Consider the following 12,607-nt stretch of genomic DNA (forward strand, 5'->3'; position numbering starts at 1 on the left):
GGTCGCGCTGCTCTCAGGCATAGGTTGGAACATGATGCGGAGCAAGGTGACAGGTGCGCAGCGTTGGGTCGTCAAGATCGGCAGCGCACTGCTGACGGCAGATGGCAAAGGTCTGGATCGCGCGGCAATGGGTGTGTGGGTCGAGCAAATGGTGGCCCTGCACGAAGCTGGCGTTGAGTTGGTGTTGGTGTCTTCGGGCGCGGTGGCGGCCGGGATGAGCCGCTTGGGGTGGACGGTGCGACCGAGTGCCATGCATGAGCTGCAAGCAGCGGCAGCCATCGGCCAGATGGGGTTGGTGCAGGCCTGGGAGTCGAGCTTTGCTGAGCACTCGCGCCACACTGCGCAAATTCTGCTGACCCATGACGATTTGTCTGATCGCAAGCGTTACCTGAATGCTCGCAGTACTTTGCGTGCCCTGGTGGAGTTGGGCGTGATCCCAGTCATCAACGAAAACGACACGGTGGTGACCGATGAGATTCGTTTCGGTGACAACGACACCCTGGCGGCGCTGGTGGCCAACCTGGTCGAAGCCGATCTGTTGGTGATCCTGACCGACCGCGACGGCATGTTTGATGCGGATCCGCGCACGAACCCTGACGCGCAAATGATTTATGAAGCGCGCGCGGATGACCCGGCGCTGGATGCGGTGGCGGGCGGCACGGGTGGTGCGCTGGGGCGCGGGGGCATGCAGACCAAGTTGCGTGCGGCCCGTCTGGCGGCGCGTTCCGGGGCGCACACCATTATTGTGGGCGGGCGTCTGGAACGGGTGCTGGATCGTCTTAAAGCGGGTGAGCGCATTGGCACCTTGTTATCGCCGGAACGCGGCATGCTGGCAGCGCGCAAGCAGTGGCTGGCAGGGCATCTGCAAACGCGCGGCACGCTGGTGCTGGACGAAGGGGCTGTCGCGGCCCTGTCGCAGGGCCATAAAAGCCTGTTGCCGGTGGGCGTCAAGGCGGTTCAGGGTGGTTTTCGTCGCGGAGAAATGGTGGTGTGCGTAGCGCCGGACGGCCGAGAAGTTGCCCGCGGGCTGGCCAACTACAGCGCTGCGGAAGCGCAAAAAATTATCGGGCAGTCGTCGGATGCGATTGTCAGCTTGTTGGGGTATATGGCGGAACCGGAGCTGGTTCATCGCGATAACCTGATTCTGGTTTGAATGTGAGGTTTGAATGCGTTTGATTAAAGGGTTGCTGGGTTTGATGTTGGCCATGCCGTTACTGGCATCGGCGGAAGAGATTGGCACGGTATCGACCGTGTTTAAGCTGGTTGGCCCTAACGACCGCATTGTGGTCGAGGCGTTCGATGATCCCAAGGTCGAAGGCGTGACCTGCTATCTGTCCCGCGCTAAAACGGGTGGCATGAAAGGTGGTCTGGGGTTGGCGGAGGACCGTGCAGAGGCTTCGCTGGCGTGTCGCCAGACGGGTCCGATCAGCTTCAAGGGGGATCTCAAAGACGGTGATGAGGTCTTCAAGGAGCGCACCTCGCTGGTGTTCAAAACCATGCAGGTGGTGCGCTTCCTCGACAAAAAACGCAATACGCTGGTGTACCTGGTGTACAGCGATCGCCTGATTGAAGGCAGTCCGCAGAATGCAGTAACGGCGATCCCGATTCTGCCGTGGCCGCATCAGTAACTTTTATAAAAAGGCTGCGTTAATCGCAGCTTTTTTTTGCCTGTGTTTTTGTGGTGGCGGCCAGGGTGGTGGTGTGTGGTCTAAATCGCAGGCAATAAAAAACCGACCCTGAGGTCGGTTTTTTAAAAAGCTTAACGCTTAAGCGGCGGTCGCAAGGTTCAACGCCTTGACGTGGCCATTCAGACGGCTCTTATGACGAGCAGCTTTGTTCTTGTGGATGATGCCTTTATCGGCCATACGGTCGATAACAGGAACAGCCAGAACATAAGCAGCTTGTGCTTTAGCGGCGTCTTTTGCGTCGATGGCTTTAACTACATTCTTGATGTAGGTGCGAACCATGGAACGCAGGCTGGCGTTGTGGCTGCGACGCTTCTCAGCCTGTTTTGCACGTTTTTTGGCGGAAGGTGTGTTGGCCACCGTCGAGCTCCTCGAAAGACTTTAGAAAATAGCAAACAAAATAGGCCGCGAATCATGCCGATGACGTGAAGGCTTGTCAAGGGCGTTTGATACGATCCGCTGAGTGGTTGATCGAGGGAGACGGGAGATTTATTTCCGGCGCTTGACCTGTAAACTCGCGAGCTTGGCTCTGTGCTGTTGCGGCGCGCAGTATCGCATAAGTGGACGCTTTGTTCGCCTGCTCTTTTTCTCTATAGGCAAAAACTCTTTCAATGAATTTGCTCAAGTCGTTGGCTGCCGTCAGTTCCATCACCATGATTTCAAGGGTTTTGGGCTTTATCCGAGACACCATCATTGCCCGCACCTTTGGCGCCGGTATGGCCACGGATGCGTTCTTCATCGCCTTCAAGCTGCCCAATCTGTTGCGCCGCATCTTCGCTGAAGGGGCCTTTTCTCAAGCGTTCGTGCCCATTCTTGCGGAATACAAAAATCAGCAGGGCGAGGAGGCGACCCGCACTTTCGTGGCGTATGTGGCCGGTTTGCTGACGCTGGTGTTAGCGATTGTCACGATCCTGGGGATGCTGGCCGCGCCCTGGGTGATCTGGGCGACGGCGCCGGGATTTGCCACCACGCCGGAAAAATTTCAGCTCACCAGTGACATGCTGCGGGTGACCTTCCCTTATATATTGCTGATTTCGTTGTCGTCGCTGGCGGGCGCGATCCTGAACACCTGGAACCGTTTCTCGGTTCCGGCGTTTGTACCGACTCTGCTCAATGTCAGCATGATTATTTTTGCGCTGTTCCTGACACCTTATTTTGATCCGCCCGTGATGGCCCTTGGCTGGGCCGTGCTGGCCGGTGGTCTGGCGCAGTTATTGTTTCAACTGCCGCACCTTAAAAAGATCGGCATGCTCGTGCTGCCTCGCCTCAATTTGCGCGATACCGGCGTGTGGCGGGTGATGAAGCAAATGTTGCCAGCCATCCTGGGGGTTTCGGTCAGTCAGATCTCCCTGATCATCAACACCATCTTTGCGTCCTTTCTGGTCGCAGGTTCGGTGTCGTGGATGTACTACGCGGACCGTTTGATGGAGTTGCCGTCGGGTGTGCTGGGCGTGGCGCTGGGGACGATCCTTTTGCCAACGTTGTCCAAGACCTACGCCAATAAAGACCGGCATGAGTATTCGCGGATTCTCGACTGGGGGCTGCGCCTGTGTTTTGTATTGGTGTTGCCGTGCGCCCTCGCGCTGGCCATTTTGTCCGAGCCGCTGACGGTTTCATTGTTCCAGTACGGTGAGTTCAGTGCCCGTGACGCGGTCATGACCCAGCAGGCGCTGATTGCTTACTCGGTCGGTTTGCTCGGTATTATTCTGATCAAGGTGCTGGCTCCGGGCTTCTATGCTCAACAAAATATCCGTACGCCGGTCAAAATTGCGGTCTTCACTTTGATTGTGACCCAGCTGTTGAACCTGGTATTCATTGTGCCGTTGCAGCATGCGGGCCTGGCGTTGGCCATCAGTGTGGGGGCCTGTATTAACGCCGGCCTGCTGTTTTGGCAGCTGCGCAGTCAAAAACTGTTTGTAGCGCAGCCGGGGTGGGCTAAATACCTATTCAAGCTGGTTCTGGCAGTTGCTGTCATGTCGGGCGTTTTGCTGTGCTTGATGCAACTGATGCCCGCATGGGACCAAGGCCATATGCTGGAGCGTTTTTTGCGCTTGGGGGCTTTGGTCGTCGCTGGCGTGCTGGCTTATTTCGGTATGTTGCTGGTCCTGGGCTTGCGTTTGAAGGATTTCGCCCGCAAGTCCCTTATGTAAGGTTATGACCGGTCAGGCGTCTGTTTTAGGGGTTTGGCCTAAATGCCTTGCGCTGTTGCCTGTTGTAGCAGGCTGGGTGTGGTTATAATCGGCCACTTTATGAGCAAGAAGCGCGTTATGCAGCTGGTTCGAGGCCTTCACAATCTGCGGCCCCAACATCGGGGCTGTGTCGCCACTATTGGCAACTTTGACGGTGTACACCGTGGTCACCAGGCAATCCTGGGCCGGCTGCGTGAACGTGCGCTGGAGTTGGGTGTGCCCAGCTGCGTGGTGATTTTTGAACCCCAGCCGCGCGAATTCTTTGCCCCGCAAACCGCGCCGGCACGTCTGGCGCGTTTGCGTGACAAACTGCAGCTATTGGCAGACGCCGGTGTGGATCGGGTACTGTGCCTGGCCTTCAATCAGCGTTTAAGCAAACTCAGCGCTGCCGAGTTCGTTGACACGATTCTGGTCAATGGTCTGGGCGTGCAGCACCTTGAGGTCGGGGACGACTTCCGTTTCGGGTGTGACCGGGTTGGAGATTTTGATTTCCTGCAACAGGCGGGCCTCACGCAAGGTTTCACCGTCGAGGCGGCGCAAACCGTTGAGCTTGACGGTATGCGCGTCAGCAGCACCAAAGTGCGTGATGCACTGGCCGATGCTGATTTCGCCCTCGCCGAGCGTTTGCTCGGGCGTCCGTTCCAGATCGCCGGACGCGTGTTGCACGGGCAGAAACTGGCGCGTCAACTCGGCACGCCAACGGCCAACGTTCAATTAAAGCGTCGTCGCGTGCCGCTGACCGGGGTTTACCTGGCCAGTGTCGATATCGACGGCAAAACCTGGCCCGGCGTCGCCAATATTGGCGTGCGGCCCACCGTTTCAGGGGATGGCAGTGCCCATCTTGAAGTACATCTATTGGATTACACCGGTGATCTGTATGACCGGCGCCTGACCGTGGCATTCCACCACAAGCTGCGTGATGAGCAGCGTTTCGCCTCCCTGGAGGCGCTCAAGACGGCGATCAATGCGGACGTCGCCGCCGCCCGAGCCTATTGGCAGGGTCAACCGCTTAAAAAGAGCCTGAAATGACCGACTACAAAGCCACGCTAAACCTTCCGGACACAGCCTTCCCAATGAAGGCCGGCCTGCCACAGCGCGAACCGCAAATTTTGCAGCGCTGGGACAGCATTGGCCTGTACGGGAAGTTGCGCGAGATTGGCAAGGATCGTCCGAAGTTCGTTCTTCATGACGGTCCTCCGTACGCCAACGGCACGATCCACATCGGTCACGCGCTGAACAAGATCCTCAAGGACATGATCATTCGCTCGAAAACCCTTGCCGGTTTCGATGCGCCGTACGTGCCGGGCTGGGATTGCCACGGTTTGCCGATTGAGCACAAGGTTGAAGTGACCCACGGCAAAAACCTGCCTGCGGATAAAACCCGCGAGCTGTGCCGTGCCTACGCCACCGAGCAGATCGAAGGCCAGAAATCCGAGTTCATCCGTCTGGGTGTGTTGGGTGACTTTGCCAACCCGTACAAAACCATGGATTTCAAGAACGAAGCCGGTGAAATCCGCGCCTTGGCTGAAATCGTCAAGGCGGGCTTCGTGTTCAAGGGCCTTAAGCCTGTGAACTGGTGTTTCGACTGCGGCTCGGCATTGGCTGAAGCTGAAGTTGAATATCAGGACAAAAAATCCGCGACCATCGACGTTGCGTTCCCGATTGCCGACGAAGCCAAGCTGGCTGAGGCTTTCGGTCTGGCGGCCTTGAGCAAACCGGCTTCGATCGTGATCTGGACCACCACCCCGTGGACCATCCCGGCCAACCAGGCGCTCAACGTGCACCCGGAGTTCAACTACGCGCTGGTCGATGTCGGTGACAAGCTGCTGGTGCTGGCTGAAGAGCTGGTCGAAGCGTGCCTGGCACGCTACAACCTGGAAGGTTCGGTCATTGCCACCACCACCGGTGCCGCGCTCGAACTGATCAACTTCCGTCACCCGTTCTATGATCGTCTGTCGCCTGTTTATCTGGCCGAGTATGTCGAACTGGGCGCGGGCACTGGCGTGGTTCACTCCGCTCCGGCCTACGGCGTAGACGACTTCGTGACCTGCAAAGCCTACGGCATGGTCAACGATGACATCATCAATCCGGTTCAAAGCAACGGTGTTTACGTGCCGTCGCTCGAGTTTTTTGGCGGCCAGTTCATCTGGAAAGCCAATCCGGCCATTGTTGAAAAACTGACTGAAGTCGGTGCGCTGATGCACACCGAAACCATCAGCCACAGCTACATGCACTGCTGGCGTCACAAAACCCCGCTGATCTACCGCGCCACTGCGCAGTGGTTCATCGGTATGGACAAAGAGCCGGTAGCCGGCGATACCTTGCGCACCCGCGCGTTGCAGGCCATTGAAGACACCCAGTTCGTTCCGGCCTGGGGTCAGGCGCGCCTGCACTCGATGATTGCCAACCGTCCGGACTGGTGCATCTCGCGTCAACGCAACTGGGGCGTGCCGATCCCGTTCTTCCTGAACAAGGAAAGCGGCGAGCTGTACCCGCGTACCGTCGAAATGATGGAAGAAGTCGCCAAGCGCGTTGAGCGTGAAGGGATTGAAGCCTGGTTCAAGATGGACGCCGCCGAGTTGCTGGGCGATGAAGCGCCATTGTACGACAAGATCTCTGACACCCTGGACGTCTGGTTCGACTCGGGCACCACGCACTGGCACGTGCTGCGCGGCTCACACCCGATGGGCCATGAAACCGGCCCGCGCGCCGACTTGTACCTCGAAGGTTCCGACCAGCACCGCGGCTGGTTCCACTCTTCGTTGCTGACCGGTTGCGCCATCGACAATCACGCGCCTTATCGCGAACTGCTGACCCATGGTTTCACCGTGGACGAGGCCGGTCGCAAGATGTCCAAATCCTTGGGTAACGTGATTGCGCCACAGAAAGTCAACGACACGCTGGGCGCCGACATCATGCGCCTGTGGGTCGCGTCGACGGACTACTCGGGCGAGATCGCGGTCTCCGACCAGATCCTGCAACGTAGCGCCGATGCCTACCGACGTATCCGCAACACTGCACGCTTCTTGCTGTCGAACCTGACCGGTTTCAATCCGGCCACCGACATCCTGCCTGCCGAAGAAATGCTGGCACTGGACCGTTGGGCTGTGGACCGCGCACTGCTGCTGCAACGCGAGCTGGAACTTCACTACGGTGAATACCGCTTCTGGAACGTGTACTCCAAAGTGCACAACTTCTGCGTGCAAGAGCTGGGCGGTTTCTACCTCGACATCATCAAAGACCGTCAGTACACCACGGGCGCCAACAGCAAGGCCCGTCGCTCATGCCAGACCGCGTTGTTTCATATCTCCGAAGCGCTGGTGCGCTGGATCGCTCCGATCCTGGCGTTCACTGCCGACGAGTTGTGGCAATACCTGCCGGGCGAGCGCAACGAATCGGTGATGCTCAATACCTGGTATCAGGGCCTGACCGAGCTGCCTGAAGGGACTGAACTGGACCGCGCTTATTGGGAGCGGATCATGGCGGTCAAGGTCGCGGTCAACAAGGAAATGGAAAACCTGCGCGCGGCCAAGGCCATTGGTGGCAACTTGCAGGCTGAAGTCACCTTGTTCGCCGAAGATGAACTGGCAGCCGATCTCACCAAGCTGAGCAATGAGCTGCGCTTCGTGCTGATCACCTCCACAGCCAGCGTTGCGCCGTTTGCATCGGCCCCGGCGGATGCGGTGGTGACTGAGGTGCCAGGCCTGAAGCTCAAAGTGGTCAAATCTGCCCACGCCAAGTGCGCCCGTTGCTGGCATTGCCGTGAAGACGTTGGCGTGAACCCGGAGCATCCGGAAATCTGCGGCCGCTGTGTGGACAACATCAGCGGCGCCGGCGAGGTACGTCACTATGCCTGATGCCCGCACTGCCGGGCGCTTCGGGCGCCTGAGCTGGTTGTGGTTGACCCTGCTGGTCCTGGTCATTGACCAGGCCAGCAAGGTTTATTTCGACAGCGCATTACAGATGTATCAACAGGTCGTCATCATTCCGGATTACTTCAGTTGGACGCTGGCCTACAACACGGGCGCAGCCTTCAGCTTCCTGGCTGACAGTGCCGGCTGGCAGCGCTGGCTGTTTGCCCTGATTGCCGTGGTGGTCAGCGCCGTACTGGTGGTCTGGCTCAAACGCCTGGGGCGTGACGATACGTGGCTGGCCATTGCGCTGGCGTTGATCCTCGGCGGGGCATTGGGCAACTTGTATGACCGCATTGCCTATGGCCATGTCATCGACTTCATTCTCGTGCACTGGCAAAACCGCTGGTACTTCCCTGCATTCAACTTTGCCGACAGCGCAATCTGTGTGGGTGCGGTAATGCTGGCACTGGATATGTTCAAAAGTAAAAAGTCCGGAGAACCCGTTCATGACTGAGCCTCGTATTGGCCAGAACACGGAAGTCACCCTGCATTTCGCTTTGCGCCTGGAGAATGGCGACACGGTCGACAGTACGTTCGACAAAGACCCTGCAACGTTCAAAGTCGGTGATGGCAATCTGTTGCCGGGTTTTGAAGCGGCTATTTTCGGCTTCAAGGCAGGCGACAAGCGGACACTTGAGATCCTGCCGGAGAATGCATTCGGTCAGCCCAATCCGCAAAATGTGCAGATTATTGCGCGCTCGCAGTTCAAGGACATGGAACTGTCGGAAGGGTTGCTGGTGATCTTCAATGACGCCGCAAACACCGAGTTGCCTGGCGTGGTCAAAGCGTTTGACGACGACCAGGTCACCATCGATTTCAACCATCCGCTGGCAGGTAAAACCCTGACCTTCGAAGTCGAAATCAAAGACGTCAAAGCGCTGTAAATCCAGTGCCCGGCTAAATGGCCGGGCCTGTTTGGCATTATCTTTCTGCGCGTCCCACGAGGCCTAGCATGCACATCAAACTCGCCAACCCCCGTGGTTTTTGCGCCGGGGTGGACCGAGCGATTGAGATCGTCAATCGCGCTCTTGAAGTATTCGGCCCACCTATCTACGTTCGCCACGAAGTGGTGCACAACAAATTTGTCGTCGAAGACCTGCGCTCGCGCGGAGCGATCTTCGTTGAAGAGCTGGATCAGGTGCCGGATGACGTCATTGTGATCTTCAGTGCCCACGGCGTTTCTCAGGCCGTGCGCAGTGAAGCTGCCGGGCGCGGCCTGAAAGTGTTCGACGCCACGTGCCCCTTGGTCACCAAGGTTCATATCGAAGTGGCGCGTTACAGCCGTGATGGCCGCGAATGCATCCTGATTGGCCACGCGGGTCACCCGGAAGTTGAAGGCACCATGGGGCAATACGACGCCAGCAATGGCGGCGCTATCTACCTGGTTGAAGACGAAAAAGACGTCGCCAACCTGCAAGTGCACAACCCCGAAAAACTGGCTTTCGTGACCCAGACCACGCTGTCGATGGACGACACCAGCCGGGTGATCGATGCCCTGCGTACGCGATTCCCGGCCATTGGTGGCCCACGAAAAGATGACATCTGCTACGCCACACAAAACCGGCAGGATGCTGTGAAGCAACTGGCTGACGAGTGCGACGTGGTGCTGGTGGTGGGCAGTCCAAATAGCTCCAACTCCAATCGCCTCCGGGAGCTGGCAGAGCGCATGGCCACCCCGGCCTACCTGATCGATGGTGCTGAAGACCTGCAAAAAAGCTGGTTCGATGGCGTTGAACGCATTGGCATCACCGCGGGTGCCTCGGCGCCGGAAGTGCTGGTGCGCGGCGTGATTCAGCAATTGCACGCCTGGGGCGCCACCGGGGCCGACGAATTGGCTGGCCGTGAAGAGAACATCACATTCTCCATGCCCAAAGAGTTGCGGGTTCGCGCCATCACCTAAGCCATTGCACACAATGCCTGCGCAGTTTTTTGGTTGCGCAGGCTGATCCTCCCGCTTTTTGCGAGCACAACCTGATAGTGACTCAGCTCTTCTTTTGTCTGGCACACATGCAGGGTACCTGCCTGAAAACTCCCCGCATTCAATAATGGCTCGCCCAGCGGGTTGAATCGCACGTAGTGTTTGACCGGCGAGTTCCCCGCTATGGGGATCAGGCGACTGTTGTGTGTTTCGGCCAGTACCGGATTGTTCTTGTCAGCGTGGCCCTGACCGCTTACATCAAGCACCATTCTCCATCCTTTGCCCCAGTCACCCTCCCGGGCGTGAACCACCACGTACTGATGGCGTATCAGCGCTTCGCTGCGTGCCTTGCGCAAACTGCCGGCCAATTGCTCCGCCGTGGTTTGGCGTCGTTGTTGTTCCGTGAGCATGTGGTAGGCCGGGCTGGCAAATTGTGCAGTGGTGGCGACGATCGACAAGGTAATCACCAGTTGAATCAAACTCATCCCTCGTTGATACACAGCGTCCTCCCTGGACTTGTTTGTGGTGAACACCCTTAGGTATAGCGGTTGCGACAGGGCAGCCACCTAAAACGCGGTCGTCCAATCATTGCCCGATGTTTATGCCTTGCGATTGCTTGAAGCGTACGTAATCAAGCGAACAATCCTACAGCCGAGCTCACCCGTTTCTGATCCATGAGCGCTGAGCGCGGGTCTAGGCTGTGCTCAATGCGGCGCAGGACGTGCCGTTAAAACAGGTGGTCAGGGATGAGCCAGAAGCGGCGTGGCACTAAAAAACGACAAGCCGGCATGACCCTGATTGAAGTGCTGGTAGCCGCTCTTATTTTAGGCGTGGGCCTCTTGGGGGCCGCAGGCGCGCAAATCAGTGCACTGAAATACACCGACAGCGCGCGCATGAGCACTCAGGCCAGTTTCATCGCGTACGACATGCTGGATCGGATGCGCGCCAATTCTGCAGGGGACTATCGCTTTTCCGGGCCTTATGGCGTGGCCCGGACCTCCAGCGTTACGGGGGTCGTCACTCAGGATCTGAGCGAATTCAAACGCAACATACAGGCTTTCGGCGGGGAGAGCGCCCGAGGCGAGATTTCTCTGAATGACCGGCAAGTGAGTATCCACATTCGCTGGGACGGCTCGCGTGCAGAGAAAAACGAGGGCGCCTTGCAGTCATTCACACTCAACAGCCAGCTGCCCGGCATACCGCCTGCGAGCCCGTCATGAGAAAGCGCCACTCGGGATTTGGCCTGATTGAGCTGATGATTGCGATGGCTTTGGGCTTGCTGCTGGTGCTGGGGATGACGCAGGTGTTCTTGAGTGCCCGGCAGACCTCTTTGGCTCAGTCAGCTTCCGCGCAACTGCAAGAGGATGCCCGTTACGTGCTGAGCAAAATCGCGCAGGAAATTCGCATGGCTGGCATGTTTGGCTGCTTGCCTTTGACCCACATCATCGATGCGCCTGCTGCGTTTGCGACACCCGTTTCATGGCAAGGAACTTCAAGTTCGGGAGCGCTGCACATGATCAGCGCCGACGTCGGACCTCAGTCCGGCAAGCCTGACTGGACGGTGGTGACGGACTGCAAACACCACGCGCAGGTTTTTGCTGGCGCACAGACTGAGTGGGGGCCTGGAGAAACAGGCTTTGCGGTACGTCGGGTTGCTTATCGTTTTGAGCAAGGCCAACTCAAGAGCGGGCTCAGTAACACCGTGCTACTGGACAATGTTGCCGCGTTTGAGGTGAGCTTCGGTGTCTCCGGTTCAGCCAGCGCGCACCCGGTTGTGCGCTATGAGTCCAGACCGGCCGATGCCACGAGCATTCGCAGCGTGCGCCTGGCCTTGACCTTGAGAGATCCCGGGGCCCGGGTAAAAGACCAGACCTACCATGTGCTGGTCGCCGTTCGTAACCGGCAGGGGTAGGAACAGTTATGCCGCCCGTATTAGGTTCGCAAAAAGGCATGGTGCTGCTGGCCAGCATGGTTTTTTTGATGTTGCTCGGTTTTCTGGGGCTTTCTGCGATGGAAAGCGCGGGCCAGCAAGAGAAAATGGCGGGTGCCATACGGGCTGCCAATCAATCATTTCAAGGGGCCGAAGCGGCGATGCACGTCGGTGAGACGTGGTTGCAAGCTCATTGGTCCGGTATGGCGGAGTGTGCTTTGCCGAGCCGCTGCGCGCCCCCTGTTGAGGCGAGAAGCCAGCGTTCACCAGGGCTCGATCCTCAGTCAGGCATTAACTGGATACAAACGCAGGATGGGTTGTATGGCATTCAGTTTCTGGGGCTCAGCATCCCGCTTTCTCAGTCTGAAAAGGACGGCTCTGTCTATCTCTATCGAATAACCGGTATTGGCCTTCGAGGGCTGTCTCGCACTGTGCTCGAAAGTGTTTATGCGCGCCATCAGGCGGTGCAGGACGGGGAGGCCGGGCCTGTCCGGCAGCGTTTTCGTCGGGTTATGTGGCGACAAATTCAATAGGGAATGAACACATGGTTAGGCCTAATACAGGTTTTACGCTGATCGAAATGATGATCACTGTGGCGATCATCGGTATCCTTGGGGCCTTTGTTTATCCGCTTTACAGCGAGTATGTGAAGCGGGTGCACCGGTCTCAAATTGTCGTGTTGCTCTCTGAGCAAGCCCAAAGTCTAGAGCGGCTCTACACGAAAAACGGGTTATATAGCGGTCTGCCGGATATCAGTTCTGGCAATGAGAACTACAGCATCACGTCAGACCTTTCGGATCATGCCTTTTTATTGATGGCCACACGAAAAGACGGCTCGCCCATGGCAGATGATCCGTGTGGCAACTTCACGTTGGCGCATACAGGTCTGAGCGCTATAACCCAGGCGGCCCCGGGCATCACCGCGCAGCAATGTTGGGGGCGCTGACCCATTACTTTTGAATAAGGGCTGG

The 12,607-nt window shown here is 57.7% G+C and carries 14 protein-coding genes; 12 read left to right on the forward strand and 2 right to left on the reverse strand.

Annotated features, from left to right (window positions below; genetic code table 11):
* Positions 1–34 precede the first annotated feature (34 nt).
* Both proB and TU74_RS12610 read left to right on the forward strand, forming a co-directional pair.
* On the forward strand, positions 35–1,153 hold the full coding sequence (gene proB / locus TU74_RS12605) for a glutamate 5-kinase (RefSeq protein WP_048376783.1): 1,119 nt from the start codon (positions 35–37) through the stop codon (positions 1,151–1,153).
* Positions 1,154–1,166: 13 nt separating this feature from the next.
* A complete protein-coding gene (locus TU74_RS12610) occupies positions 1,167–1,628 on the forward strand; it encodes a CreA family protein (RefSeq protein WP_047273598.1) in 462 nt (153 codons plus the stop codon).
* 138 nt (positions 1,629–1,766) lie between these two features.
* Here the strand turns inward: TU74_RS12610 and rpsT are convergent, their stop codons facing one another.
* Positions 1,767–2,045: a 30S ribosomal protein S20 gene (gene rpsT, locus TU74_RS12615; protein ID WP_003443902.1), complete on the reverse strand. Its 279-nt coding sequence runs from the start codon at positions 2,043–2,045 to the stop codon at positions 1,767–1,769.
* A gap of 251 nt (positions 2,046–2,296) precedes the next feature.
* On the opposite strand from rpsT, the gene murJ reads away from it, so the two are divergent.
* The 6 genes from murJ (at position 2,297) to ispH (ending at position 9,688) form a co-directional block, all read left to right on the forward strand.
* Complete coding sequence (gene murJ / locus TU74_RS12620) at positions 2,297–3,835, forward strand: murein biosynthesis integral membrane protein MurJ (RefSeq protein WP_048376756.1); 1,539 nt, start codon at positions 2,297–2,299, stop codon at positions 3,833–3,835.
* A gap of 117 nt (positions 3,836–3,952) precedes the next feature.
* Positions 3,953–4,903 (forward strand): bifunctional riboflavin kinase/FAD synthetase, encoded by a 951-nt coding sequence (gene ribF / locus TU74_RS12625; RefSeq protein ID WP_047273602.1) that lies wholly within the window; start codon positions 3,953–3,955, stop codon positions 4,901–4,903.
* On the forward strand, positions 4,900–7,731 hold the full coding sequence (gene ileS, locus TU74_RS12630) for an isoleucine--tRNA ligase (protein WP_048376757.1): 2,832 nt from the start codon (positions 4,900–4,902) through the stop codon (positions 7,729–7,731). Before ribF ends, ileS begins: the two co-directional genes overlap by 4 nt.
* Positions 7,724–8,242: a signal peptidase II gene (gene lspA / locus TU74_RS12635; RefSeq protein ID WP_047273606.1), complete on the forward strand. Its 519-nt coding sequence runs from the start codon at positions 7,724–7,726 to the stop codon at positions 8,240–8,242. The genes ileS and lspA overlap by 8 nt, the downstream gene beginning before the upstream one ends.
* Positions 8,235–8,672: an FKBP-type peptidyl-prolyl cis-trans isomerase gene (locus TU74_RS12640; protein ID WP_047273608.1), complete on the forward strand. Its 438-nt coding sequence runs from the start codon at positions 8,235–8,237 to the stop codon at positions 8,670–8,672. Before lspA ends, TU74_RS12640 begins: the two co-directional genes overlap by 8 nt.
* A gap of 68 nt (positions 8,673–8,740) precedes the next feature.
* A complete protein-coding gene (gene ispH, locus TU74_RS12645) occupies positions 8,741–9,688 on the forward strand; it encodes a 4-hydroxy-3-methylbut-2-enyl diphosphate reductase (protein ID WP_047273610.1) in 948 nt (315 codons plus the stop codon).
* Here ispH and TU74_RS12650 read toward each other — a convergent pair.
* Positions 9,685–10,191, reverse strand: a complete 507-nt coding sequence (locus TU74_RS12650) for a GspH/FimT family pseudopilin (RefSeq protein WP_047292033.1) — start codon at positions 10,189–10,191, stop codon at positions 9,685–9,687. The genes ispH and TU74_RS12650 overlap by 4 nt on opposite strands.
* 261 nt (positions 10,192–10,452) lie before the next feature.
* Between TU74_RS12650 and pilV the strand changes: the two genes are divergently transcribed.
* Genes pilV through TU74_RS12670 form a run of 4 tightly spaced genes read left to right on the forward strand, consistent with a single transcriptional unit; the run spans position 10,453 to position 12,582 of the window.
* The gene (gene pilV, locus TU74_RS12655) at positions 10,453–10,926 is read left to right on the forward strand and encodes a type IV pilus modification protein PilV (protein WP_047292034.1); all 474 of its coding nucleotides are present in this window, start codon (positions 10,453–10,455) and stop codon (positions 10,924–10,926) included.
* On the forward strand, positions 10,923–11,618 hold the full coding sequence (locus TU74_RS12660; RefSeq protein WP_048376758.1) for a PilW family protein: 696 nt from the start codon (positions 10,923–10,925) through the stop codon (positions 11,616–11,618). The genes pilV and TU74_RS12660 overlap by 4 nt, the downstream gene beginning before the upstream one ends.
* A gap of 8 nt (positions 11,619–11,626) precedes the next feature.
* The gene (locus tag TU74_RS12665; RefSeq protein ID WP_048376759.1) at positions 11,627–12,169 is read left to right on the forward strand and encodes a pilus assembly PilX family protein; all 543 of its coding nucleotides are present in this window, start codon (positions 11,627–11,629) and stop codon (positions 12,167–12,169) included.
* An 11-nt stretch (positions 12,170–12,180) separates the two neighbouring features.
* Positions 12,181–12,582 carry a type IV pilin protein gene (locus tag TU74_RS12670; protein ID WP_048376760.1) on the forward strand — a complete coding sequence of 134 codons (402 nt, stop codon included), beginning with the start codon at positions 12,181–12,183 and terminating at the stop codon, positions 12,580–12,582.
* Positions 12,583–12,607: the final 25 nt, after the last annotated feature.

The organism is Pseudomonas lundensis, from assembly GCF_001042985.1.
Taxonomy (GTDB): domain Bacteria; phylum Pseudomonadota; class Gammaproteobacteria; order Pseudomonadales; family Pseudomonadaceae; genus Aquipseudomonas; species Aquipseudomonas lundensis.

What these genes read in the sequence shown, in the direction of transcription:
- proB (WP_048376783.1), top strand. Translation starts at nt 35, where the DNA reads ATGCGGAGCAAGGTGACAGGTGCGCAGCGTTGGGTCGTCAAGATCGGC.
- TU74_RS12610 (WP_047273598.1), top strand. Translation starts at nt 1,167, where the DNA reads ATGCGTTTGATTAAAGGGTTGCTGGGTTTGATGTTGGCCATGCCGTTA.
- murJ (WP_048376756.1), top strand. Translation starts at nt 2,297, where the DNA reads ATGAATTTGCTCAAGTCGTTGGCTGCCGTCAGTTCCATCACCATGATT.
- ribF (WP_047273602.1), top strand. Translation starts at nt 3,953, where the DNA reads ATGCAGCTGGTTCGAGGCCTTCACAATCTGCGGCCCCAACATCGGGGC.
- ileS (WP_048376757.1), top strand. Translation starts at nt 4,900, where the DNA reads ATGACCGACTACAAAGCCACGCTAAACCTTCCGGACACAGCCTTCCCA.
- lspA (WP_047273606.1), top strand. Translation starts at nt 7,724, where the DNA reads ATGCCTGATGCCCGCACTGCCGGGCGCTTCGGGCGCCTGAGCTGGTTG.
- TU74_RS12640 (WP_047273608.1), top strand. Translation starts at nt 8,235, where the DNA reads ATGACTGAGCCTCGTATTGGCCAGAACACGGAAGTCACCCTGCATTTC.
- ispH (WP_047273610.1), top strand. Translation starts at nt 8,741, where the DNA reads ATGCACATCAAACTCGCCAACCCCCGTGGTTTTTGCGCCGGGGTGGAC.
- TU74_RS12650 (WP_047292033.1), bottom strand. Translation starts at nt 10,191, where the DNA reads ATGAGTTTGATTCAACTGGTGATTACCTTGTCGATCGTCGCCACCACT.
- pilV (WP_047292034.1), top strand. Translation starts at nt 10,453, where the DNA reads ATGAGCCAGAAGCGGCGTGGCACTAAAAAACGACAAGCCGGCATGACC.
- TU74_RS12660 (WP_048376758.1), top strand. Translation starts at nt 10,923, where the DNA reads ATGAGAAAGCGCCACTCGGGATTTGGCCTGATTGAGCTGATGATTGCG.
- TU74_RS12665 (WP_048376759.1), top strand. Translation starts at nt 11,627, where the DNA reads ATGCCGCCCGTATTAGGTTCGCAAAAAGGCATGGTGCTGCTGGCCAGC.
- TU74_RS12670 (WP_048376760.1), top strand. Translation starts at nt 12,181, where the DNA reads ATGGTTAGGCCTAATACAGGTTTTACGCTGATCGAAATGATGATCACT.